Here is a 21,181-nt window from a genome sequence, read left to right on the forward strand (position 1 = left end):
GGCCAATTAATTATACGGGGAGTGTAAGCGATGAATGAAAAAGAAAAAGAAAGGTTCAAAAATGCAATTCTGGAAGGATGGCATAAAGGTAACTTTGAGGCCTGGGACGAATATTATGCACCGGACTGCACATTTCACAAACCTCCTTTTGCTGATCTTCCAAACCTGGAAGCTGCCAAGGAATCAACCCGCGAATCCCGAAATGCATACTCCAATATCAAAGTTGACATCCCTAATATCGTATTCGAAGGAAATCTGAGCACCTGGCAGTATGCCTGGAAAGCTAAACATACAGGCCAGTCTCCGTCACTGCCAATTCCCCCAACCAACAAGGATGTAACCCTGGTAGGCTGTCTGATCAATCGTTGGGAAGGCGGTAAAATAGTCGAAGAATGGGAGTATTCTGATTATCTTGGATTTTTGCAGCAGCTGGGGGTAATTCCTCCTATGGGCTAAAAACAGAACCATTAATGATGAAAACAGTGGGGTGCAGAAATATTTTTAAGCGCTCCACATCTTCTTGGGCAAATGTGGAACTAAACAATCATTGATTGCTATATTGTTAAGGCTGTAGTATATTAGTTATACTAATTATTTGCATTATTTAGATAACACAGCCCATCTTGAAAAGCACAAAGAAGTCTTAAATACGGGATGTACCGTAAATGGCTGAAGTGATGCTTACCAAGCTGATGCCACCAAGAGAAGACAGAAATTTGCTGCCCAGGGAACGCCTTATAGAACCTGTTCTCAATGCAGATAAAACACGCATTATAATAATCACCGCTCCTGCTGGTTACGGAAAAACCATTCTCACATTACAGCTTAGTCACAAATTAGAAAGACCACTGGTTTGGTTTCATCTTGATCGCAACGACAACGATCCGGCTCTTTTTCTTCAATACCTTACGAAGGGCTTGCAATCCCACTGGCCAAATATCGGTGATAAGGTCCTTCAGCTGACTATGAGCGGTGAAAAACTGAGAAAAATGCCTCGCTTTATAGCATCACTGCTGATCAATGACTTTGTTCGAACTGATGCCAACCCTCTTATTGTGCTTGATGACTATCATGTGATTAAGGAACCGGTTGTTCACTCAATAGCCCAGGAGTTTATAGAACATCTTCCACCGGAAGTATTTTTAATTATCGCTTCGAGAAATCTAATTCCTTTATCACTTTCCCGTTTATATGTAAACAAATCGGCCATTCAGATAAGTACCGGTGAACTTTGTTTTACACAAGAAGAGGCTGGGGCTGTAATTTCCAAACTTTACGGTGCTCAAAGTGGAAAAACAGTGGAAAAAATCCATGGACTTACCGGAGGATGGCCGGCGATTATGGAACTGGTCAACCCAAAGCTAATAGATTCTATCCCAGTGAATTTTAAAGACAATTCCCCCATGTCCGGTTTGCTTTATGACTATCTGGCCTCGGAAATTCTTGAAAAACTCCCTTCCATATACCAGAAGTTTCTGATTGAAAGCTCTGTATTAAAAGTACTCAACCCGGAAGAATGTGATTTACTGCTTGAACGTACCGACTCGGAAAAAATCTTACAATCCCTGGCCGAAAAATTTTTACTTCTAACCCCCCTGGTTGGCGTAAAAAGCACTTACCGCTGCCACCAGCTATTTAGAAAATTTCTAATGGATCGTCTAATCAATAAAAAGAACCATTTATTCCACCGTGCAGGTCGCATAGCCCGGTGGAAAAATCAAACTGGAAAAGCTGTTGAATATTATCTTCAATCTGATTTTGACGAAGAAGCAAAGGCTGTACTGGAAGAAGCAGGGCGCCTAAATCTGCTGAATGGCCGCTGGCATACTGTAGCCAATTGGTTGGAACAACTTAGCGATGACCAGGTCCGAAACAGTGCTTGGCTATCATTTTATAAAGCAGTTATTGAAACTTACCGGGGCAGACTTGATCAGGCAGAGCAATGGATAGAAATTGCTACATCCATGTTCACAGTTGATACTGAAAATACCGGCCTTGCCGAATGCAGATTGCTGCAGGCAAGATTATTAAGGCACCGTGGATTATATAGTGATAGCATGACTTTACTTGACCAGGTTTCAGCCTGGTTGAATACCGAGGAAACAGCTCAACGTTATGATTTAATATTGGAGAAAGCTTACAATCTTACTTTATCAGGCAATCTAAAAGAAGCAGAAACCTATCTGACAGATTCCTTGAAATTATCTAAACAAGCAGGCAATATGGTTGCCTGTACTCATATGGCTGAAGCACTGGGACATATACTATACCAACAGGGACAGCATTCCAAAGCGCTGCAGATATACCAGTGGGGCATAAAAAATTCAACCGAAGGGACCCTTCCCGGGTATTATACCCAGGATGCTGTTCCCTATATCTACTGTGACTGGGGCGAGATGGACAAAGCTCTAGAGTGGGCTCTTAAAAGCGTTGAAGTGAAGGAAAGATACCAACTGGTCGAAACGCTGCCATCAGCCTACTGTGCCCTATCATATATATATTATGAAATAGGAGACTTTGAAAAAACAGAGGAGCTCATAACAAAAGCCCTTGAATTACAATATCATTATGGTTCGGAAAGATATTTTTTACTTTTAAACAAGATGTTGCTTTCCTGGTGTCGTTTTGCCCGGGGAAATTGGGTTGAATCTAAGCAGATATTGGACGAAACAATAAAGGCCGCTGAAATACAAAACGACCTGGCCTGTGGGCTAGTTCAAATGCTTGCCGGAACTATTCTCGCCTTGATGGGAAACATACCTGAAGCAAAAGCAATCCTGATGAGAGCTGAATTCAACCTTTCAGCTATGAATTTCAGGACCAGACTTTGTCAGGCTTATAAAGCAATCGCTTACATTCACTATTATTCAGGTGAGCAAAAAGAATTTGAAAAATATGCCCGTAAATTTTTAAGCCTTGGGGCAAAGTTAAATTTTATATGCAATGCCCTTCAGCCAACAGCCAAACTTCTTGAGCCTATATTACGTTTCAGCCTGGAAAATGATATTGAAACAACCTACACCCAACAAATGTTAATCCGCCTTGGCAAATTATCACTCAACCTGCTTTATGAACTTTCTGAACATCCCAATCCGGCAGTGCGCCACAGAGTCATAGCACCATTGACAGAACTGTCAGGAGAAGATGCATTAAAAATAATAACTATCCTTTCCAGGGATAATGCACCGGTAGTTCGTCAATCAGCCCAATCTTATCTACATTACATGCAGTTACCATCTAAAATGGGTTTAACTAATCCCAGAGTAAAGTTTGATGAAAAACCAGAAATTGAAGTAAAAACTTTTGGTTCCTTTCAGCTTTACAGGGGCGAAAAAGAAATAACCGGTTGGCGTACCAGAAAAACATGTGAACTATTAGCATTAATGCTTCACCTTGAAAGGCCTGCTTGTAAAGAGAGGTTAATAGAAGAACTATGGCCGGAGACTGATCCTCAAAATGGTAGTGCCCTTTTCAGAACAACCATGCATTACCTGCGCCGCCATTTCGAGTGTAAAGATTTACCGGATTTGGTGTTCTTTAAGCAGGACTGCTATGCGCTTCAATCAGGTTTATTTCAGCTGGATTTTAAAAACTTTGAAGGGTTGATCAATGCTGGTCTGCAGGAAGAACCACTTCGTGAACTGAGTGTTGGCATGCTCTCTAAAGCAGTTCAAATTTACCGGGGAGATTATTTGGCAGAGCAAATCGAGTATGCATGGGCAATTCCACGTCAAGTGCGTCTCAGGCACCTATATTTTGAAGCTCTTCTCGCACTGGCAAGGTTCTATCGCCTTCGTGGGAGTTATCACAAGGCAATGGATTATCTGTTAAAACTAAAAGAGGCCGATCCACTTTGTGAACCGGCACACCGATTGCTGCTTCAGATATATTCGGCACTTGGAGACCGGCAAGCATTTACCGAAGAACAAAAATGGTTCAAGACGACTCTTTTAGAAGAGTCTGGACTCACACCGTCTCCGGAAACAGAAAAACTTTACCAAAAACTGGGTTGCTTCAGTTAAACGTTTTGTCAGGTTTCCATCCTCAACTTCAGGTTTTCTAGGAGTGTATCTGCTTCACGTTCATTTTGCTTGAGTATAAAAGATTTGGCCAGCTTACCGAGGACTGATCCAGGAATTGCATATTCAACTCCTACTATTTAAAGTCTGATTTTGATGCATCAAAGATACAGAACATGAGAAATCTTTCAATCACATGTCCGCATAGGTTCCGGGACAACCGGTGAAGGACCCCACAGTTCCAGCTTTATACCAGCGGCAACTGTGTGAAGTTCTGATAAAAGAGCCTGCATATCTTCGTGTCCCTGCCACGCAGCCCAGGATGACATGTCGGCAAATTCATAAGTTACAACAACCTGTGAACTTCCAGAGGCTGGTCTGTACGCCCTGAATTCAATAACTCCCGGTACTGACATGGTTCGTGGAATAGACGATTTGGTCCAATTCAGATACTCATCTACTTTGTCAGGATGGATATTCCACTTCATAACATAAAGAACCATTAGATCCACCTCCTTTCTAAGATATGAAGAATCGTTATGGCAAACTTTATTTAAGTTCAGGGTTAGTGCAAATCATTAAGTTGCTAAGTTGTTGATTGTAAGATAACTATAACAGCCTAAAGTTAACAATGAGTAAACAATGAGAGAGCCTTATTTGAGGCTCTCCCATTACGTAGGTATTGTATTAATTGAACAGAAGTTACCAGGATTTAGATTGATCTTTAACCCGGCAGTATATATAAAATCAAAATGGATTTGCTTTATTTGCCTTCCCTTTCGCTTAATCCCAATGCTGCGATTGTTTCAGGATCCAGTTTATAACGCCGCAAGAAGAAAATGCTCAGAGCCATCAGCAGAGCCGGCAGCAGGGCAAATCCAATCCTGACTCCCATTAAGGCTGAAGCCGGCTGATCAATGATAACCCCGCCTTCAGTCTCAATAAAACCGGTTACTGCGAGGATAGCAGCAAAAATTGCAGGACCAACAGCAAAGCCGGCTTTATCTGCGGCGGTCCATAAACCTGTGAAGGCACCAGCCCGCCTCATGCCCGTCCTGAGAGTATCGGCACTGATTGTATCCGGCAGCATGGAGAAGGGAAAAAGCTGGGTCCCGGCATAACCGGCGCCCATGACAAAGACTATCAGGTATACCAACCAAAGCTGGTTAGGGCTGGCCAGCATCAAAAAGAGTCCGCCGAGAGCAAAAAGCACTGTACAGATAATATATCCTGAAAGCTTTCCAAAACGGCGGCCAACCCTGACCCATAGAGGCATAGTAATCAGGGCTGGCCCAATCAGGCAGACAAATAAAATGCTGGTTTGTCCCGGATCGCCTAAAATATAGCTGGAGAAAAAGTCAACACCGGCCAGCATCGCCCCAATACCCAGGACCTGGATGATATATGCACCGAAGAGTATAAAGTAAGGTTTGTTTTCTCCCGCCGCCCGAAGTTGTTCTCTGAAAGAAGCGGTTACAGCCACCGGTTCAACTTTAGGCACCCGGGCGGTGCCAAAGAAAGATCCGATCAGTACCAGGAATAGGACCACCCCAACAACAATTCCCATCAGGGCAAACCCATCCCTGCCTCCTCCACCGGCCGAGATAATTTCCGGTGCAGCGGCTCCACCCACCAGGATTCCCAATGTTAAAAAGGCAACACGCCAGGACATAATTGTTGTTCGTTCATAATAGTCCTCGCTCATTTCAGCCGGCATCGATACATACGGCACCTGGTAAATGGTGAAAAATGTAGTACAAAGAATGTAGATGAACATCAAGTACCAAGCAGCCTCGGTTCCAATCTGCTCGGGGACCCTGAAAAGTAAGGCAAATGCGACCGGCAAAGTTAAAGCACCGGCCAGCATCCAGGGTCTGCGCGCTCCCCATCTGCTGCGCGTCCTGTCGGAAAGAGAACCGGCGAAGGGATCGGTTATTACATCCCATAATCGTGGTATCATGATCACGGTCCCGGCCAGTGCCGGTGGAATCTGCAGGTAGCGGACCATAAAACTAAGAAGCAGTAACCCGGGCACTGTCGCAAAAATACCGGTCCCCACCGAACCAATGCCATAACCGATATATGTTCCAACTGATAACGACCGCTTTTTCTCCATGTTTAATCAGCTCCGCTGGTTTATTTTTAAATCCTGATGGAAAGATCTTAACACGGCGGTATTTTGTAAGTCAATTTGTATTTTTTATAATATTGTAAATATAAGCTGCCTAAACGTGCGATTTAATGATATAATGTCCAATATATGTAAATATTTTTTAACTCAGTTCGGAGGTGTTAATTTAAATGGGTGCCTTACAGCCGACAGGAACAACGCGAGAAGAAGTCCTCAGGGAACTCAAAAATTTTGCCGCGAAGGATGTAAACTGGCAGGATGGAAAAGTTTTATCAGGAGTCTATAATCCCGGTGATAAAGCCCACGAGCTTGCCATTGAAGCCTACAACAAATTTCTGGCCCAGAATGCTCTTTGGATAACAATGTACCCAAGTATAGGACTGATCGAAAAAGAAATATTAGATTCTGTTGTTGAACTGCTCCGAGGAGATGATGAAGCAGTAGGCAACATAACGAGTGGAGGTACCGAAAGTATCCTGATGGCTGTTAAAACAGCAAGGGATTGGGCCCGTATAAACCGACCTGAGATAACCAGGCCGGAAATGGTCCTGCCGGTAACCGCTCATCCCGCTTTTCTTAAAGCTGCCCATTACTTTGACCTTAAGGTAATCCAGACTGCCGTAGAGTTGGATGAATTCCGCGCCGACCTCGACTCATATAAAAATGCTCTTGGCTCTAATACAATTCTTGCCGTTGGTTCGGCTCCCAATTATTCTCATGGTTCCATCGATCCCATCAGTGAAATGGCCTCTCTGGCCAGCGAAAAGAACATTCTATTTCATGTCGATGGATGTGTTGGTGGAATATATCTTTCTGTATTGAGACGAATGGGTGAAGAGGTCCGGGATTTTGACTTTTCTGTCCCAGGAGTAACCAGTATATCTGCTGACTTACACAAGTACGGATACACACCCAAAAATGCATCGGTGGTTTTATACCGTAACCGCGAACTTAGAAAATATGCCTGGTTTGTAAGTTCGGGCACAACCCTGTATTTCTTAATAAACCCGACCACTCAGAGCAGTCGAACAGGTGGCCCGATTGCAGCTGCATACGCCGTAATGCGCTACCTTGGCGAAGAAGGTTTCAGGGAAATTGTCCGTCAATCCCAGGAAGCTACAAAAGTAATACTGGAGGGGATTGCCGGTATTGAAGGTTTAGATGTACTTGGAAAACCGGACATGTGCATGTTTACAATGACTTCCCATCAGGTTAACATCTTTGAAGTCGATGACTTGATGCGCAAGCGTGGCTGGCAGATGACCCCACAATATTCCTTTGGGGGTGGGCCGGCAAATCTGCATGTGAGCATAACCCAGGCCAACGTGCCGCAGGCTGAACTGTTTTTAAAGGATTTAAACGATGTAGTTGCTTCACTAGTTAGGTCGGGATCATCTGTAAACCGGGATGAGTTGGCTGAAATAGTAAAAGAAGTATCCGGTAAACCGGTTGAAGAGGTAATGATGGCCATCATACCGGTCATCGGGTTAACCGGCATGGAACTGCCCAAAGAGATGGCAACTCTAAATACTATCCTGGACTTACTACCGGCTGATGTCCGCGACGAATTGTTAAAAGTCTTTTTCAATATGACCAGCTAAACAAAATGAAGGATTTCTGAAAATCAAAGTAGAATATTTTAATAACAACAAGCCGGTAAGGAGGGTTGCTGTTATGCCTAATTACGAATACATCTGCCGGGATTGTGGCAAGATCTTTGAGATTACGGAGACTCTCGCAGAAAAAGAAAAAGGCACAATTCATACCTGCCCGGAATGCAAAAGCAAAAAAACAATCCAATACTTTGGCAACAGCATTGTAATCGGATCGACCCACCTGCATTAAAAAAATCAATATAGATTTATATGTAGAAAATCAGTGCCTCGCACTGATTTTTCTTTATATTATTACAACTCAATTAATCATTTCTGCAGGGATATTCATTGATGACCAGAATCTTTCAGGTAAATACCCACAGGGGGAAAAGAAATGCCCGATAAGGTGGATTTCAAAAAGGATTACAAAGATCTTTATTTACCAAAAGCAAAGCCGATGCTTATTGATGTTCCGCCTATGCATTTTATCAGGCGTAATAACATAAAGTCCTGCAACTACAAATGCTTAAGGAGGATCTGAAGATGACTGAAGCAACGCTGCAGGCGCTGGAAGGTTTGAGGGACTTAACCACTTTCAAATGGTATGGGTCATGCACCTTACCGGTTATTCTGCATTCTGGACGGTTCCGGGCGATACGGCACTGCGAACGATGGTAGGCTGGAACCTGGAGATCATGTTCATGTTTTCCCTGATTAGTTTATGAAAATAAATCTTAACTGGCAATAATCGCTTGCATTTTTATCTGATCAACTAATTTACCATGGCTGATCACATATTTCGGTGCTTCATGATAACGCAGCGCCTCGAGTGTGTCGGGAACATCAAGAATAACCAGGTTAGCTTGTTCACCTACTTTAAGTTTAAAATTCCTGAGCCCGATACATTCTGCAGCCCTGGAAGTGATCATGTCATATAATACTTCGATTTCCGGTCGGGTAGTCATCCATAAGAGGTGTGAAGCCAGAAATGCTATTTCCAGCATGTTATTGCGGCCAAACGCATAGTAAGCATCTGATATATCGTCCTGTCCCAGGCAAACCAGGTTGCCCTCTTCTAAAAGGTCCTGAACGCGAGCATGCAGTGGACCGGTATGCGGGTCGCTGACTACCCCCATTCCTGCTTTTTTTAGTAACGCTGACAGTTTTTGAAAATAAGGTTGGGGATAAAGAGCCATGGCCCTGGCATGATGAGCCAATGAACGGCCTACGCGATTTCGCTTGATTGTCTCCAAAGCCATTAACTCTGTTGTTCGCAGTCCCGGGTCACCGGCATCATCGACCAACATTGATACATCGGCATCGAACTCTTCGGCAATATCAAATATAACTTTGATATGTTCCCTGATATCCGCTTCCGTATATTCGATCCAGGGAATACCGCCGACCACATCGGCCCCTAACTTCATCGCCTCTCGAACCAGCTTAGCGGCCTCCGGTTCACGGACAATACCGTCCTGGGCAAAGGCGACAACTTGTATTTCAACGATACCTTTAAATTCATCTCGGGCTTTGAGCAGAGCTTTAACACCTTCCAGGCGGGCTTTACTGTCAACATCAGCCAACGCCCGGATATGGGTGCCTCCATACAAAGCAGAGAGAGCAACTGCCTTCCTGACATTTTTGATGATCCACTTCTCGGCATAGTTTTCTTTTACCCGCATGGCCAGTTCAATCCCGGTCATCGCTTTACCCATAGATTTATCAGAACCCTGGTAAGACTTCATTGCTTCATCGTCCATCATCATCAGGGTATACACCTTGCACAAATGAAGGTGGGGGTTGACAAACGATTCGGTTACCAGGTTCCCTCGGGCATCAATTTCTATTTCAGCAGTGCCGTTTATTTCTTTCGCCAGGCTGGTGATCTTACCCCTACCGATACCTATTTGAAAAAGCCTGCCGCCCTGCCCTCGCAGCCGAGCATTTTGGATCAGGATGTCATAATTTTTCATTCTCGTCACCCCGCTTTCAGCGTATTTATAATATTATTTATCATCGCATCAGCCAAATCTGTAATAAAAAACTTCCGTTGCCCATTTTTCAGATCGACTCAGGAAGTTTAGTTTTTGATGATTATTTAAATAGATTTTCAGATGCCTAATTTTTTCTACCCTCAGCTTGATAATTTTTAGGCTATTTCTTAAAGAAATTGCCCAGCATTCCGCCAATATCATCAACGATGCTGCCATCCTGATCTTTATCCAGCATGTTTGTAACCAGACCCATCACTCCGCTGTCACCCTGACCCATCAGCCCATTCAATAATCCTGAAATGCCTGATTCATCCAGTTTCTGCTCTTTTTTCTGTTGTCCTAACGCACCGATCAGTAATGGAGCCAACTGGGTCAAAACGCCTGATACCTGGTCCTTTTTCATTCCGGTTTGCCTGGCCAGGTTATTCTGGACCCGATCATTGTTTCCGGAAAAGATATGCTGAAGCATTTTGGCTCCGTCCTTGGTATCAACATTCTTTAAGAAGTCTGTGATGTTATCAACCTTATCATCTTTAGTTTGTTATCAGCTCAATTATATCACTTAATCACACAGTATAATAAATTTCCTTCAATCATTTCCAGCTTCTCTTTTACGCTCCACAAGCCTGATTTTACGCCTCTCGGAAGCTTCCTGGTATCTTCTGTTCTCATCCTCACCCGCGAGAGCAAGGGGCGGTACTTTTGTGGGTTTTCCGTCCTTGTCAAGCGCTACGAAAGTGAGATAAGCAGAGGCTGTATGGCGGCATTCCCCTGTCATCACATTTTCAGCTTCTACCCTTACTCCCACTTCCATGGAAGATGTCCCCGTGTAATTAATTGAAGCACTTAATTTAAGAAGTTCCCCTACATAAACCGGATTATGGAAATCGAGCCGGTCTATCGAAGCAGTAACCACGTTGCTGGAAGAATGCCTGGCGGCAACAATTCCGGCTGTGCTGTCGATCAATTTCATGATAACTCCACCATGCACGTTCCCAGCCAGGTTTGCATCGGCCTGAACCATCTGCTGAACAATTGTCAGCTGGCTTTCTTTAATAGATTTTTCTTTCATGGTTCCTCCCTGGTTTTGTGTTATATGTCTGATATAAGACTTTTTCTAATTATACCTCAAGCGGTATTGATCTGTTTAATGATATAATAAATTATCTATAAGAATGCTTCGTTTATCATTTCAATTTAATTCCGGGAGGTGCCAGATATGCCTGCTGTTACCATTCAGCCTGATATTTACTGGATCGGAGTCAATGATCACACAACAGATCTTTTTGAGGGATTGTGGCCGATAACCAGGGAAGGGGTATCTTACAACTCTTACTTGATTAACAGCGATAAGAAAGCAATCGTTGACCTGGCCAAATCAACAAAGATAGAGGAATATATTGACCGGATCAATGAAATCGTTGAGGTGTCAAAGATCGATTACATTATTCTCAACCACATGGAGCCTGACCACACCGGGGTCTTAAAGATATTAAGGGAACTCGCCCCTGATGCAGAGATTCTCTGTTCGGCTAAAGCCGTTCCAATGGTAGCTAATTTTTTTGGCATAACTGAAAAGGTTCGCATAGTAAGCGATGGAGAAGAACTCGACCTTGGTGGAAAAATGATTAAATTCTTCATGACTCCTTTTATTCACTGGCCGGAGACAATGATGACCTACGAGCCAGATTCGCAAATATTATTTTCCTGCGACGGATTTGGAGGATACGGCGCTTTAAGAGGGGACATATTTGATGATGATTATACTGATTTTGACTTTTACGAAAAAGAAGCTCTACGTTATTACGCAAACATAGTCGCATCTTTCAGCGGTCAGGTATTAAAAGCGATAGCCCGGCTATCTGAAATTCCAATTAAAATTATTGCTCCATCCCATGGATTGGTTTGGCGAAAAAAACCCGGCAGAATAATAGAGCTTTATAAGAAATGGGCTGAATATGCCAACAATCATGGAGAACCTGCTGTAACAGTTCTATACGGATCAATGTATGGCAATACCGGGGCAATGATGGATTCTGTTCTGCAGGGTTTAACTGGCGCCGGTGTTGAAGTTGATATTTATGATGTGGCAAGAACACACGGCAGTTATATTCTCCCTTCACTCTGGTCAAAACAGGGTGTTATACTTGGGGTACCGACTTACGAAGCCCGGCTTTTTCCACCTGCTGCCCACCTCCTTGATCTGGCAGAAAGAAAGGCAATTAAAAACAAGAAGTTAGCCTATTTTGGAAGTTACGGTTGGTCGGGAGGAGCTCGCAGAGAACTGGACAAACGGATTGAAGGTTTGAAATGGGAGTTAGTTGAAGCTTTTGATTTTATCGGGGGACCATCACCTGAGGATTTTAAAGAAGGTGAAGCCTTTGGCAAAAAATTTGGTGAAATGATCTTGAATCGTTAGTATAAAATTTTAAAAATTCATTGACAACTTTTTAGTAACATGCTAATATACTAGATACCAGGTTCTGAGGGACTGAAAGGTGAACCGGGCCCGGCTCAAAGGGAAAAACCGGAAAAAGAAAAGGGCGCAAGCCTGATTCGGAAGCCGGCGTTATCCAAGAGAACCAGGCAGTTGCAAGGAACTGAAGCGGAAAGGCAAAGTGAAGGGTTATACCGGAACGGAGCCGGGAAGCGCCGGAAACCGCAGCGCAGGAACACACAGAACCGGTCGGAGGCTGAAGGATCTCGTCTTTAGAGACGAAGGAATACAGCCGTAGATGGTCGGGAAAGTTGATTCTGCAGGTAAGCTAAAGGTCTGTTGGAACCTGGTTTAATTATGTACCGAAACTTTTCCCTTATTATTTGCCTCCATCTTCAAGGCAAAAATACATCCCGGATAATTCATTTTCTTTGTATACCTCACACTTCCGGCAGATGCAGCCCTTTTCATCTTTTATACATTGACTCTTGCTGTAAGCACAGAACATGGTTTCGGCATGCAGCCTGTCATCTTTGGTATCCATCAATAGTATTATATTCCCCGGGATAGACATCATTTTGCAGGTAAATGAATAGGTAGGGCATTTTTTACATAAACACTTTAGAAGGTTTTTCCTTGTCTTGGGCACTTTTTGCATATAGATCACCTCCGACAATCTAATATATTTACTTATTCCTTAGTTTATTAGAATGTACAGATTGAACTGCTGCCTGTCAAGTGAACTTAAATTTATCAAAACAAAAAAGGCTTATCCGTGAGTTTCGTCGAAATGGTTCCATCTAAATTCTTATCATCGGGGGACCGATTATGAAAGACAAATACGAAGAGCCGAAATATCTGGATAAAAAGTATCCATTTAAATAGATAATCGTTCTCAACAGCCGGAGAGTATCAACATGATCTGTGGACTTACGATATCAGGTAATGCAAGGGTGTTAAAAGATATTTATGTTATTATAAAAACCCAATGATTCTATTAATCTATTACAGGGACTAATGATGAATTTAAAAAGTTTGCGCAACCCAGACCTCTATCATGACCGGACAGAAAAAACCTTTTTTGAAGGTTGGTATTTTAAGCTGGTTGATGCCGGAATGGAAAATGCTTTTGCCTTTATACCCGGCATTTATTACAGCCCAAACAGAGATTACTCGCATTCATTTATTCAGATAGTTGACGGCATGAAAAAAACTTATGATTACCTTCGGTTTCCTGTAGAGTCTTTCGGGACAGATAAAAGAATATTCTCTTTAAATATCGATAAAAACAAATTCGGAATAGAGGGTTTGAATTTTAAACTTGACCGCCCGGAAGTTAGTTTAATAGGTAAAATCAAATTCAGTAATCATAACAAATGGCCGGACAACTTTTTGAATCCGGGCAGTATGGGTTTTTATAACTATATCCCCAAAATGCAGTGCTACAGCCAGGTTTGTTCCATGGATTTTGATCTTTCAGGATCACTTGATTTCAAAGGACAAAACATAGATTTCGGAGGGGGCAAAGGTTACATTGAGAAAAACTGGGGATCTGCTTTTCCCTACTCATGGATCTGGATCCAATGCAACCATTTCCAAACGGCACGTGCCTCCTTTAGCTGTTCGATAGGCCACATTCCTTTTCTTTTCAGCAATTTCAGGGGATTTCTGGCCGGGCTCTACGTTAACAATGATTTTTATGAATTTACTTCAATTAATCACAGTAAGATAGAGGTGGTCAGCAAAGGTAGCGATGTTATTATGAACTTCAATAATTCCCGACACAGATTACATGTGAAGTGTAAAACCGAATATGATAATTTTATATTGCTTAACGGACCCCGTGGAGATAAAATGATTCCCCTGGTCCAGGAAAACCTGCAGGGTAACTTACACCTGGAATTAATAGATCTACAAACGGGGCAAACAATTATTAATGACTCTGGCAGATGTGCCGGAGTTGAATACGGTGGTAAGCAGATGATGGTGCTTGACTAATAATTGGATACAGACGGAACGGAGAGATTATTAATGGTTAGTATAAATGAAAAGGTCGACAAGCTTCGCGATTACCTGAAAACCCTGGAAAGTGTTGCTGTTGCTTTTTCTGGCGGTGTCGATTCAACTTTCCTTTTAAAGATTGCCCATGATATTCTCGGTGATCGGGCAATAGCCGTAACTGCCCGTTCTCTGAGTTTTCCTAAGCGTGAACTTGAAGAAGCCTCGGTTTTTACCAAAGAAAACGGGATCAAACATATAATAATCGATTCAGAAGAACTTGATATCGACGGGTTTTCTGATAATCCTGTAAACCGCTGTTACCTCTGCAAATCAGAACTTTTTTCAAAAATACAGTCTATAGCCAGTGAAAAAAACCTTAATCATGTTGTCGAGGGATCAAATCTTGATGATGAAGGAGATTACCGGCCGGGACATATCGCCATTTCTGAACTTGGCGTAAAGAGTCCGCTGCGTCACGCCGGGCTGACTAAAGAAGAGATCCGCAAACTATCAAAAGAATTAGGCTTGCCAACCTGGAACAAGCAATCTTTTGCCTGTCTCTCTTCACGTTTCCCATATGGCGAAAGCATTACACCGGAAAGATTGTTGATGATCGATGCTGCAGAACAATTTTTGTTGGATCTTGGCTTACACCAGGTCAGGGTACGCTATCATGGAAACCTGGCCAGGATAGAAACCGATGAAACCGGTTTTGCCCGATTGATGGAAAGGATTAATCGACAATTGATCTATGACAAATTCAGAGAACTGGGTTTCACCTATGTTACTTTGGATATCCTGGGGTACAGGACAGGAAGTATGAATGAAACCTTGAAATAATAAGTTAATAAAAGTACTCTGAGTACTATTATTAATTTATTACTCAGCCGTGGAGACTGGAAGCCAGTTTTGCAATTCTTTTACCGAGATTCAAACACTGATCAAGAACCTTTTCATCAGGTGAACCGATAGAAACTGCACCAAAGTGATTTCCCTTGCTCTGACCCTGGATTATCATGCCGTGTACCAGCATCATCTGTAAAATGCTTAATATGGTGCTTTCAACCCCGCCACCCAGTATGGCAGAGCTGGCAAATGCCCCACCGATTTTTCCCTCCAGTTTACCATGATGAATTACGCTTCGATCAAAGAAATCTTTAATCGGTCCTGCCACCAATCCATAATAGGTGGGAGAACCGACGATTACTGCGTCATGTTTGAGCAGATCATCAACATTACATTCGGTAACTTTGCATAGAGTTGCTTCTGCTCCCGTGCCTTTGGCTCCCTTTACCACCGCTTCAGCCATTTTCCTGATATGGCCTGTACGGCTGTGATAGATAATCAGTATTTTAGCCATCTTTGCCAGACCCGCAGCTAAATGATAAAACGGGTATTCTCCTTTCATCCTTTAATTTGCTATCACCGTAGTAGTTGCCTGATTAATAAAAAACGCGGTCGGAGTTCCGCGTTTTTATGGTCGGGGCGACTGGATTCGAACCAGCGACCCCTTGGTCCCAAACCAAGTGCGCTACCAAGCTGCGCTACGCCCCGACGTCACTGTAACTTTCATTTCTACAAAGCATATTGTAGCACAAGCACAAGTAAATAACAATAATACAACGTTTATTGTCACTGGATGAATAATTTTTCAAGGACATGATAAGCGCTGCGCAATGCTTTTCCGCGGTGACTAACAGCATTCTTCTCTTCCGGACTCATGCGGGCAAAGGTTGTTCCGGAAGGTTCATATATAAATAGCGGATCGTAGCCGAAACCGCCGTCGCCATCAGGGTTTTCAGCAATCCGTCCCGGACACGATTCTTCAACTATGTATGTTTGATCTCCGGGTACAGATACAGCAATAGCACAGACAAAACGAGCGGTTCGACTCTCAGGGGGGATACCTTCAAGTTCCTTGAGCAGCAGTTGATTATTAGCTTCGTAATTACCATCCTCTCCAGCGTAGCGTGCCGAATAAACACCGGGACGACCTTCTAAAGCATCAACCTCCAGACCTGAATCATCTGCCAAAGCTATCTCTCCGGTAAATTCAGATACTGCTTCTGCTTTTACAGCAGCATTTCCCGCAAATGTGGGCTGATCCTCCTCTGGCATAACCAGGCCGGGATAACCATCCATAGTAAGAATCTTAACGGGCAGGCCAGCCAACAGCTCCTTCATCTCCTTTACCTTGTTGCGATTACCGGTTGCAAGAACCAACGTTTTCAAGACAGTTATTCCTCCAGGTTTTTTTGGCTGAATGATATCCGACTTTTATCAATCAAACCGGTTATCACTGATCCAAGAACATGTTTCTGAACTGCAGTTATAGTTTTCACACCTTTTGAAGCTAGATCAATCATTTGATCGAGCTGAATCCGGTTAAATGGTTGATCTTCAGCCGAGCCCTGAATTTCTATCAGTTTGCCGTCTGCAGTCATAACCAGATTCATATCCACCTCAGCCACAGCATCTTCAATATAAGCGAGATCGAGCAGTATACCGCCATTTACCATTCCAACACTGACCGCCGACAGGTAATCATAGAGGGGAAATTGATCGATTTTATCACTATCCTGAAGGTGATAAATCGCTTCGGCAAGGGCAACAAAAGCACCGCTTATTGCCGCCGTACGGGTACCACCATCAGCCTGAAGTACATCGCAATCGATCCATATTGTTCTTTCTCCCAGAGCTTTCAGGTCTATTACAGCGCGCAGTGATCGACCAATCAGACGCTGGATTTCCATGCTTCGTCCGCTTGCCCCTGATCGTTCCCTGGATGAACGTACAAATGTTGAGCGGGGAAGCATGGCATATTCCGCAGAAACCCAGCCCTGCTCCATTCCTTTAAGGAATGCGGGGATTTTATCTTCAATTGTAGCAGTGCAGATCACCCTGGTATCTCCCAGTTCAATGAGTGCAGAGCCTTCAGGAAATTTCAAATAAGAGCGTGTGATTTTAAGAGGACGCAGATGATCGTTTTCCCTGCCGTCATGTCGCATATGATCTTTCCTTTCATATTAATTTGTTTTCCTTCACTATTCCTCACCATGTATTCAATTCCTCTTCTTTTAAGATTTGGTATCGCAAGATTATTTTTCTGTTTCACTGTATAATGTATAGAGGAAAACCATTGATAACAAAGAATAATTACTCTTAGCTCTCCGAAGGAGGTTATTTGATGGATGGCCCATACGTGATAGTGGCTGTAATCACCCTGGTTCTTTTTTTCATTGCTTATACTTACAACCGGCTGGTTGGTTTACGAAACATGGCTGATACTGCTTACGCAAATATTGATACCCTGCTGCAAAAACGTTTTGACCTGGTACCCAACCTGGTCAATGTCGTTAAGGGTTACATGACTCACGAACGGGAACTTCTCGAGGCAATCACAAAAGCAAGAACTGATTGGATGAAAGCCACATCCATTCAGGAAAACGCCGGTGCTGATAACATAGCGACTAATGCTTTAAAGAGTTTATTTGCAGTAGCGGAGAACTATCCAGAGTTAAAGGCAAACCAGAACTTTTTAATGCTCCAGGAAGAACTGGTTGGAATTGAAAATAAGATTGCATATGCCCGCCAGCGATATAACCGGACAGTGATGGTTCTGAACATGGTAATCCAGCGATTCCCATCCAATCTTGTGGCAAATCTGTTAAAATTTAAGCCACGGGAATTTTTCGCCGTCGAATCAGATAAGGCAAGATCTGCTCCCCATGTTGAAATAGGCGGTGGTGAAGCAAGGTGATGGATCCAATCTACGGTCGAATTGCGGCCAATAAAAGAAAAACCTTCCTCCTCTTTATCCTCTATGCCGTTCTATTTGCCATCATAGGCTATTTTGGTGGAATCTACATCGGTGATCCGGTAATAGGCTTTATCCTGGCCTTCCTGGTTTTCATAGTCCTCTTTTTGGTAAGTTATTTCGGTGGCCAGGGAGTGGTCACGTCAATGGCCGGAGCAAGAGAGGTTTCAAAAAAAGACGAACCTTTCCTTTATAATACAGTTGAAGCACTGAGTATAGCTGCCGGAAAACCGGTACCTAAGTTGTATATAATCGAGAGTGAAGTACCCAATGCTTTCGCAGCCGGAAGAAACCCGCAAAATTCGATAATCGCAGTTACAAGAGGACTGCTGAAGCGGTTGAACCGCCAGGAGCTTGAAGGGGTTATCGCTCATGAAATGGCTCATATAAATAACTATGACGTGCTGCTGGCAACAGTAGCAGTTGTGCTGGCCGGAACAATTGTATTTCTGGGAGTTGTTGTCCGCCGATCGGCATTGTTTGGTGGACTTGGCCGTGGAGGTCGCAGGAGCGGGCAAGGGCAATTGATCGGCATTCTGGTCCTTGTCATTATCGGGATCCTGGCTCCCGTATTTGCTCAACTTCTCCGGTTTGCCATCTCCAGGCAGCGCGAGTATCTTGCAGATGCAACAGCAGCTGACTTTACCGGTTATCCCGAAGGACTGGCCAGCGCTCTGGAAAAAATCACAAATATGCAGGTTCCCAATAACAGGCTTGAAAACAGTGCATTAAACGGACTATATATCGTAAACCCTGCACTTGGATTGAAAGCAGCAAATCGGATGAGCGTTCTTTTCTCAACCCACCCGCCGGCAGAGGATAGAATTAAACGCTTAAGAGCTATGTAAACAACCTGGTTTAAAACAGGACCTGGTATGCTATGATATCCTGTTGAAGCAGTTTTGCTCCTACCTCTTCAAATGATCTCGGATGACCGCTTACGAAAAACCGAAAGCGGTTTTCCTTACTTTTAAGCGGGTTGGTAAGTTCAGATTCTCTTAATATTGCTTTGATTTCAAAGGCTATCTCTTCAGCAGAATTAATTAATCTCACTTCAGGACCAACAACTTCCTGGATTAAATCTGCCATAAGTGGGTAATGTGTGCATCCCAGTATTAAGGTGTCAATTCCTTCATACACCAGGGGGTCGAGATATTCATGCGCTACTTTCTTTGCTTCAGGAGTGTTCACAAGGTTATTTTCCACCAGTAAAACAAATAAAGGGCAGGCTTTGGTAAAGATCCTTAGATTCCCGTTATTTTTTTGCAGGGCTTTAACATATTCTGAACTGTTTATTGTCCCGACTGTCCCGATTACCCCGATAGTTTTGTTGTGACTTGCAGCGAGAGCAGCCCTGACTCCGGGTTCGATCACGCCGATGACCGGCAAATCACAAAATGCCTGGTAATAGGGCAATCCAGCTGCGGTGGCAGAGTTACAGGCCACTACCAGCATTTTAATTTCCTGATGCTGCAGGTACTTGATCATTTCAAAAACAAAACCGCGTACTTCTTCTGAAGAACGCGGTCCGTAAGGCATACGGGCTGTATCGCCAAAGTATATAATGCTTTCATCAGGCATTAACCTGCTGATTTCGCGCACGACTGTCAACCCACCAACACCCGAATCAATTACGCCGATCGCCTTATGAGCATTGACTAGCTGTTCACCAGTTATTGCCATCTCTATTTCGCCTTCATTCTTGTAAAATATCCACCCATAATTTTGCGGGTATCAAATATTGAAATAAAAGCTTCAGGGGCTACCTTATCCATCAGTTTATGGAAATGGGGCAGTTCCCGTCTTTTAAGCAACACCTGGAGTGTCCTGTGTTCCCCTTCTTTGCCGTAGCAGGGAATTGAGGTAACCCCAAAGCCATTCTCTCGAAGGACTTCTTCAAGTGTACCGCAATTATGGATCGTTACAATTTGTATATGGACATAGCCAACTGCTAATTTTTCTTCGATAATACTACCGACAAGGTTTCCGACTGCAAACCCAAAACCGTAAACCAGTATATTGGACCACTGATCGAGGTTATTTAGAACCATACTCAATGCAAAAAGGTAGATAATTGCCTCGAAAAAACCGATAACTGCCGCTATCTTGCTCTGTCCTCTGGTGAGGTAAATAATGCGCAGAGTACCGAGGCTTACGTGGCTGATCTTTGCAACAAATATCGCTAAAAATGTCAAAAATATAGACACTTAAAACCCCTCCATCTACAATTCGTGCTAAGTTAGTTTAAACATCAGACCTAATTGTAACAACCTGTAATAGTGCTGTCAATGAAATATCTTTAATATGAAAAACCGGTTATGCCTTTGAAAGTATCACAACCGGTTGATTTCACTGTTTTATTTATTTGTGTTACTTTTATATCTATTCTTAACGAAACGCTGCCCCAAAACGTTCGGACCTGGCTGCAACCAGTTCCAGTGCATGCGTGTTCTTAACCCTGATAAAGGTGCCTTTCATGCCTAAAGATCTCGATTCAATAATCCCTGCACTTTCAAATTTTCTTAAAGCATTTACAATAACTGACCTGGTGATGCCAAGGCTATCAGCTATCTTGCTGGCAACAACTACGCTTTCATTATTCTCGAGATTTTTAAGAATTTCCCGAATTGCTTCAACCTCTGAATATGACAGGCTTTCAAAAGCTACTTCCGCCAGTTCTCTGTTTCTGGTGTCTTCCTCGTTCTGATCGATTACCTTATGCAAAATCATCATACCAATAAGCGCTGAGCCTGCTTCACCAACAACCAATTTTTCCTTATCTAACTCTTTCTCACTGTAGCCTAATAATAAAGTAGCAAGGCATCTGCCTTTACTCAAAAGTGGGATCATGGAAAGTGTGAAGTTTTTTTTACTTCCGGATTTCTCTTTAAATGGTTTATCAACTAAAGGTTCGCAAGCTTTAACCAGGCCCATCAAGGCCGAGCCTTCCGGTAAAAAGCCTTCTTTAACCAGTGGTTCAAAGAAATTATTGTTTCCCGCAGTGGGCAGCCCACTGCCTAAAACCTTGCCGTCTCGCTCTACAACCAGGACATCTGAACCAATGACCTCAGCAATAATTGTCGCTGCTTCATCCATTGTAAGCAATTGTTCATCGCTTCGGAGGAAAGCACGGTTCATCTGCCTGATTTTTTCCAGTATAATATTTCCGTCCATTGATTAATCCTCC

22 protein-coding genes, 1 tRNA gene and 1 pseudogene are annotated in these 21,181 nt (G+C 43.2%); 11 read left to right on the plus strand and 13 right to left on the minus strand.

Annotated elements, in window-relative coordinates; translation table 11 throughout:
* Nucleotides 1-30: 30 nt before the first annotated feature.
* Complete coding sequence (locus tag SCJ97_03410) at nucleotides 31-456, plus strand: ester cyclase (GenBank protein ID MDW7739094.1); 426 nt, start codon at nucleotides 31-33, stop codon at nucleotides 454-456.
* A gap of 209 nt (nucleotides 457-665) precedes the next feature.
* The gene (locus SCJ97_03415; GenBank protein MDW7739095.1) at nucleotides 666-4,022 is read left to right on the plus strand and encodes a BTAD domain-containing putative transcriptional regulator; all 3,357 of its coding nucleotides are present in this window, start codon (nucleotides 666-668) and stop codon (nucleotides 4,020-4,022) included.
* 185 nt (nucleotides 4,023-4,207) lie between these two features.
* On the opposite strand, the gene SCJ97_03420 is transcribed toward SCJ97_03415, so the two are convergent.
* Together SCJ97_03420 and SCJ97_03425 are read right to left on the minus strand one after the other, a co-directional pair.
* On the minus strand, nucleotides 4,208-4,522 hold the full coding sequence (locus SCJ97_03420) for an antibiotic biosynthesis monooxygenase family protein (protein MDW7739096.1): 315 nt from the start codon (nucleotides 4,520-4,522) through the stop codon (nucleotides 4,208-4,210).
* Between the two features lie 260 nt (nucleotides 4,523-4,782).
* Nucleotides 4,783-6,135 (minus strand): MFS transporter, encoded by a 1,353-nt coding sequence (locus SCJ97_03425; protein ID MDW7739097.1) that lies wholly within the window; start codon nucleotides 6,133-6,135, stop codon nucleotides 4,783-4,785.
* A gap of 185 nt (nucleotides 6,136-6,320) precedes the next feature.
* On the opposite strand from SCJ97_03425, the gene SCJ97_03430 reads away from it, so the two are divergent.
* The 4 genes and pseudogenes from SCJ97_03430 to SCJ97_03445 all read left to right on the plus strand — a co-directional run bounded on the left by SCJ97_03430 (nucleotide 6,321) and on the right by SCJ97_03445 (nucleotide 8,423).
* Nucleotides 6,321-7,751, plus strand: a complete 1,431-nt coding sequence (locus SCJ97_03430; GenBank protein MDW7739098.1) for an aminotransferase class V-fold PLP-dependent enzyme — start codon at nucleotides 6,321-6,323, stop codon at nucleotides 7,749-7,751.
* Nucleotides 7,752-7,824: 73 nt separating this feature from the next.
* Complete coding sequence (locus SCJ97_03435) at nucleotides 7,825-7,995, plus strand: FmdB family zinc ribbon protein (GenBank protein MDW7739099.1); 171 nt, start codon at nucleotides 7,825-7,827, stop codon at nucleotides 7,993-7,995.
* A 144-nt stretch (nucleotides 7,996-8,139) separates the two neighbouring features.
* Nucleotides 8,140-8,235, plus strand: a pseudogene (locus SCJ97_03440) (transcriptional regulator).
* Between the two features lie 53 nt (nucleotides 8,236-8,288).
* Complete coding sequence (locus tag SCJ97_03445) at nucleotides 8,289-8,423, plus strand: hypothetical protein (GenBank protein ID MDW7739100.1); 135 nt, start codon at nucleotides 8,289-8,291, stop codon at nucleotides 8,421-8,423.
* Nucleotides 8,424-8,479: 56 nt separating this feature from the next.
* Here SCJ97_03445 and SCJ97_03450 read toward each other — a convergent pair whose 3' ends face one another.
* The 3 genes from SCJ97_03450 to SCJ97_03460 all read right to left on the minus strand — a co-directional run bounded on the left by SCJ97_03450 (nucleotide 8,480) and on the right by SCJ97_03460 (nucleotide 10,811).
* Nucleotides 8,480-9,718 carry an amidohydrolase family protein gene (locus SCJ97_03450; protein ID MDW7739101.1) on the minus strand — a complete coding sequence of 413 codons (1,239 nt, stop codon included), beginning with the start codon at nucleotides 9,716-9,718 and terminating at the stop codon, nucleotides 8,480-8,482.
* 181 nt (nucleotides 9,719-9,899) lie between these two features.
* A complete protein-coding gene (locus SCJ97_03455; GenBank protein MDW7739102.1) occupies nucleotides 9,900-10,253 on the minus strand; it encodes a DUF937 domain-containing protein in 354 nt (117 codons plus the stop codon).
* A gap of 75 nt (nucleotides 10,254-10,328) precedes the next feature.
* Entirely contained in the window at nucleotides 10,329-10,811 is a 483-nt protein-coding gene (locus SCJ97_03460) for an acyl-CoA thioesterase (GenBank protein ID MDW7739103.1), read from the minus strand.
* A 147-nt stretch (nucleotides 10,812-10,958) separates the two neighbouring features.
* Here SCJ97_03460 and SCJ97_03465 point away from each other — a divergent pair, with 147 nt between their 5' ends.
* Entirely contained in the window at nucleotides 10,959-12,158 is a 1,200-nt protein-coding gene (locus tag SCJ97_03465) for an FprA family A-type flavoprotein (GenBank protein MDW7739104.1), read from the plus strand.
* Between the two features lie 397 nt (nucleotides 12,159-12,555).
* On the opposite strand, the gene SCJ97_03470 is transcribed toward SCJ97_03465, so the two are convergent.
* Nucleotides 12,556-12,834 carry a DUF2769 domain-containing protein gene (locus SCJ97_03470; GenBank protein ID MDW7739105.1) on the minus strand — a complete coding sequence of 93 codons (279 nt, stop codon included), beginning with the start codon at nucleotides 12,832-12,834 and terminating at the stop codon, nucleotides 12,556-12,558.
* A gap of 362 nt (nucleotides 12,835-13,196) precedes the next feature.
* Between SCJ97_03470 and SCJ97_03475 the strand changes: the two genes are divergently transcribed.
* Entirely contained in the window at nucleotides 13,197-14,174 is a 978-nt protein-coding gene (locus SCJ97_03475; GenBank protein ID MDW7739106.1) for a tocopherol cyclase family protein, read from the plus strand.
* Between the two features lie 33 nt (nucleotides 14,175-14,207).
* The gene (gene larE / locus SCJ97_03480; GenBank protein MDW7739107.1) at nucleotides 14,208-15,017 is read left to right on the plus strand and encodes an ATP-dependent sacrificial sulfur transferase LarE; all 810 of its coding nucleotides are present in this window, start codon (nucleotides 14,208-14,210) and stop codon (nucleotides 15,015-15,017) included.
* Between the two features lie 43 nt (nucleotides 15,018-15,060).
* Here the strand turns inward: larE and SCJ97_03485 are convergent, their stop codons facing one another.
* From SCJ97_03485 to rph, 4 genes are all read right to left on the minus strand, one after another.
* Nucleotides 15,061-15,537, minus strand: a complete 477-nt coding sequence (locus SCJ97_03485; protein ID MDW7739108.1) for an NAD(P)H-dependent oxidoreductase — start codon at nucleotides 15,535-15,537, stop codon at nucleotides 15,061-15,063.
* A gap of 117 nt (nucleotides 15,538-15,654) precedes the next feature.
* Nucleotides 15,655-15,731: transfer RNA gene (locus SCJ97_03490), tRNA-Pro, on the minus strand.
* A gap of 78 nt (nucleotides 15,732-15,809) precedes the next feature.
* Nucleotides 15,810-16,409 carry an XTP/dITP diphosphatase gene (locus SCJ97_03495; protein MDW7739109.1) on the minus strand — a complete coding sequence of 200 codons (600 nt, stop codon included), beginning with the start codon at nucleotides 16,407-16,409 and terminating at the stop codon, nucleotides 15,810-15,812.
* Between the two features lie 5 nt (nucleotides 16,410-16,414).
* Nucleotides 16,415-17,185: a ribonuclease PH gene (rph, locus tag SCJ97_03500; protein ID MDW7739110.1), complete on the minus strand. Its 771-nt coding sequence runs from the start codon at nucleotides 17,183-17,185 to the stop codon at nucleotides 16,415-16,417.
* 179 nt (nucleotides 17,186-17,364) lie between these two features.
* Here rph and SCJ97_03505 point away from each other — a divergent pair, with 179 nt between their 5' ends.
* Complete coding sequence (locus SCJ97_03505) at nucleotides 17,365-17,937, plus strand: LemA family protein (protein MDW7739111.1); 573 nt, start codon at nucleotides 17,365-17,367, stop codon at nucleotides 17,935-17,937.
* Nucleotides 17,937-18,842: a M48 family metallopeptidase gene (locus SCJ97_03510; protein ID MDW7739112.1), complete on the plus strand. Its 906-nt coding sequence runs from the start codon at nucleotides 17,937-17,939 to the stop codon at nucleotides 18,840-18,842. Before SCJ97_03505 ends, SCJ97_03510 begins: the two co-directional genes overlap by 1 nt.
* A 10-nt stretch (nucleotides 18,843-18,852) precedes the next feature.
* Here SCJ97_03510 and murI read toward each other — a convergent pair whose 3' ends face one another.
* The 3 genes from murI to SCJ97_03525 form a co-directional block, all read right to left on the minus strand.
* A complete protein-coding gene (gene murI / locus SCJ97_03515) occupies nucleotides 18,853-19,677 on the minus strand; it encodes a glutamate racemase (protein ID MDW7739113.1) in 825 nt (274 codons plus the stop codon).
* 2 nt (nucleotides 19,678-19,679) lie between these two features.
* Nucleotides 19,680-20,201 (minus strand): DUF2179 domain-containing protein, encoded by a 522-nt coding sequence (locus tag SCJ97_03520; GenBank protein MDW7739114.1) that lies wholly within the window; start codon nucleotides 20,199-20,201, stop codon nucleotides 19,680-19,682.
* Nucleotides 20,202-20,382: 181 nt separating this feature from the next.
* The gene (locus SCJ97_03525) at nucleotides 20,383-21,168 is read right to left on the minus strand and encodes an HTH domain-containing protein (protein MDW7739115.1); all 786 of its coding nucleotides are present in this window, start codon (nucleotides 21,166-21,168) and stop codon (nucleotides 20,383-20,385) included.
* Between the last annotated feature and the right edge of the window lie 13 nt (nucleotides 21,169-21,181).

It is taken from the genome of Bacillota bacterium, from assembly GCA_033549065.1.
Classification (GTDB): domain Bacteria; phylum Bacillota; class Dethiobacteria; order DTU022; family DTU022; genus JAWSUE01.

Bases quoted from the DNA above. Each gene is read 5' to 3' on its own strand.
- SCJ97_03450 (MDW7739101.1), bottom strand. From the start codon at position 9,718: ATGAAAAATTATGACATCCTGATCCAAAATGCTCGGCTGCGAGGGCAG.
- SCJ97_03485 (MDW7739108.1), bottom strand. From the start codon at position 15,537: ATGGCTAAAATACTGATTATCTATCACAGCCGTACAGGCCATATCAGG.
- SCJ97_03410 (MDW7739094.1), top strand. From the start codon at position 31: ATGAATGAAAAAGAAAAAGAAAGGTTCAAAAATGCAATTCTGGAAGGA.
- SCJ97_03525 (MDW7739115.1), bottom strand. From the start codon at position 21,168: ATGGACGGAAATATTATACTGGAAAAAATCAGGCAGATGAACCGTGCT.
- murI (MDW7739113.1), bottom strand. From the start codon at position 19,677: ATGGCAATAACTGGTGAACAGCTAGTCAATGCTCATAAGGCGATCGGC.
- rph (MDW7739110.1), bottom strand. From the start codon at position 17,185: ATGCGACATGACGGCAGGGAAAACGATCATCTGCGTCCTCTTAAAATC.
- SCJ97_03460 (MDW7739103.1), bottom strand. From the start codon at position 10,811: ATGAAAGAAAAATCTATTAAAGAAAGCCAGCTGACAATTGTTCAGCAG.
- larE (MDW7739107.1), top strand. From the start codon at position 14,208: ATGGTTAGTATAAATGAAAAGGTCGACAAGCTTCGCGATTACCTGAAA.
- SCJ97_03475 (MDW7739106.1), top strand. From the start codon at position 13,197: ATGAATTTAAAAAGTTTGCGCAACCCAGACCTCTATCATGACCGGACA.
- SCJ97_03510 (MDW7739112.1), top strand. From the start codon at position 17,937: ATGGATCCAATCTACGGTCGAATTGCGGCCAATAAAAGAAAAACCTTC.
- SCJ97_03425 (MDW7739097.1), bottom strand. From the start codon at position 6,135: ATGGAGAAAAAGCGGTCGTTATCAGTTGGAACATATATCGGTTATGGC.
- SCJ97_03435 (MDW7739099.1), top strand. From the start codon at position 7,825: ATGCCTAATTACGAATACATCTGCCGGGATTGTGGCAAGATCTTTGAG.
- SCJ97_03470 (MDW7739105.1), bottom strand. From the start codon at position 12,834: ATGCAAAAAGTGCCCAAGACAAGGAAAAACCTTCTAAAGTGTTTATGT.
- SCJ97_03430 (MDW7739098.1), top strand. From the start codon at position 6,321: ATGGGTGCCTTACAGCCGACAGGAACAACGCGAGAAGAAGTCCTCAGG.
- SCJ97_03415 (MDW7739095.1), top strand. From the start codon at position 666: ATGGCTGAAGTGATGCTTACCAAGCTGATGCCACCAAGAGAAGACAGA.
- SCJ97_03445 (MDW7739100.1), top strand. From the start codon at position 8,289: ATGACTGAAGCAACGCTGCAGGCGCTGGAAGGTTTGAGGGACTTAACC.
- SCJ97_03505 (MDW7739111.1), top strand. From the start codon at position 17,365: ATGGATGGCCCATACGTGATAGTGGCTGTAATCACCCTGGTTCTTTTT.
- SCJ97_03465 (MDW7739104.1), top strand. From the start codon at position 10,959: ATGCCTGCTGTTACCATTCAGCCTGATATTTACTGGATCGGAGTCAAT.
- SCJ97_03420 (MDW7739096.1), bottom strand. From the start codon at position 4,522: ATGGTTCTTTATGTTATGAAGTGGAATATCCATCCTGACAAAGTAGAT.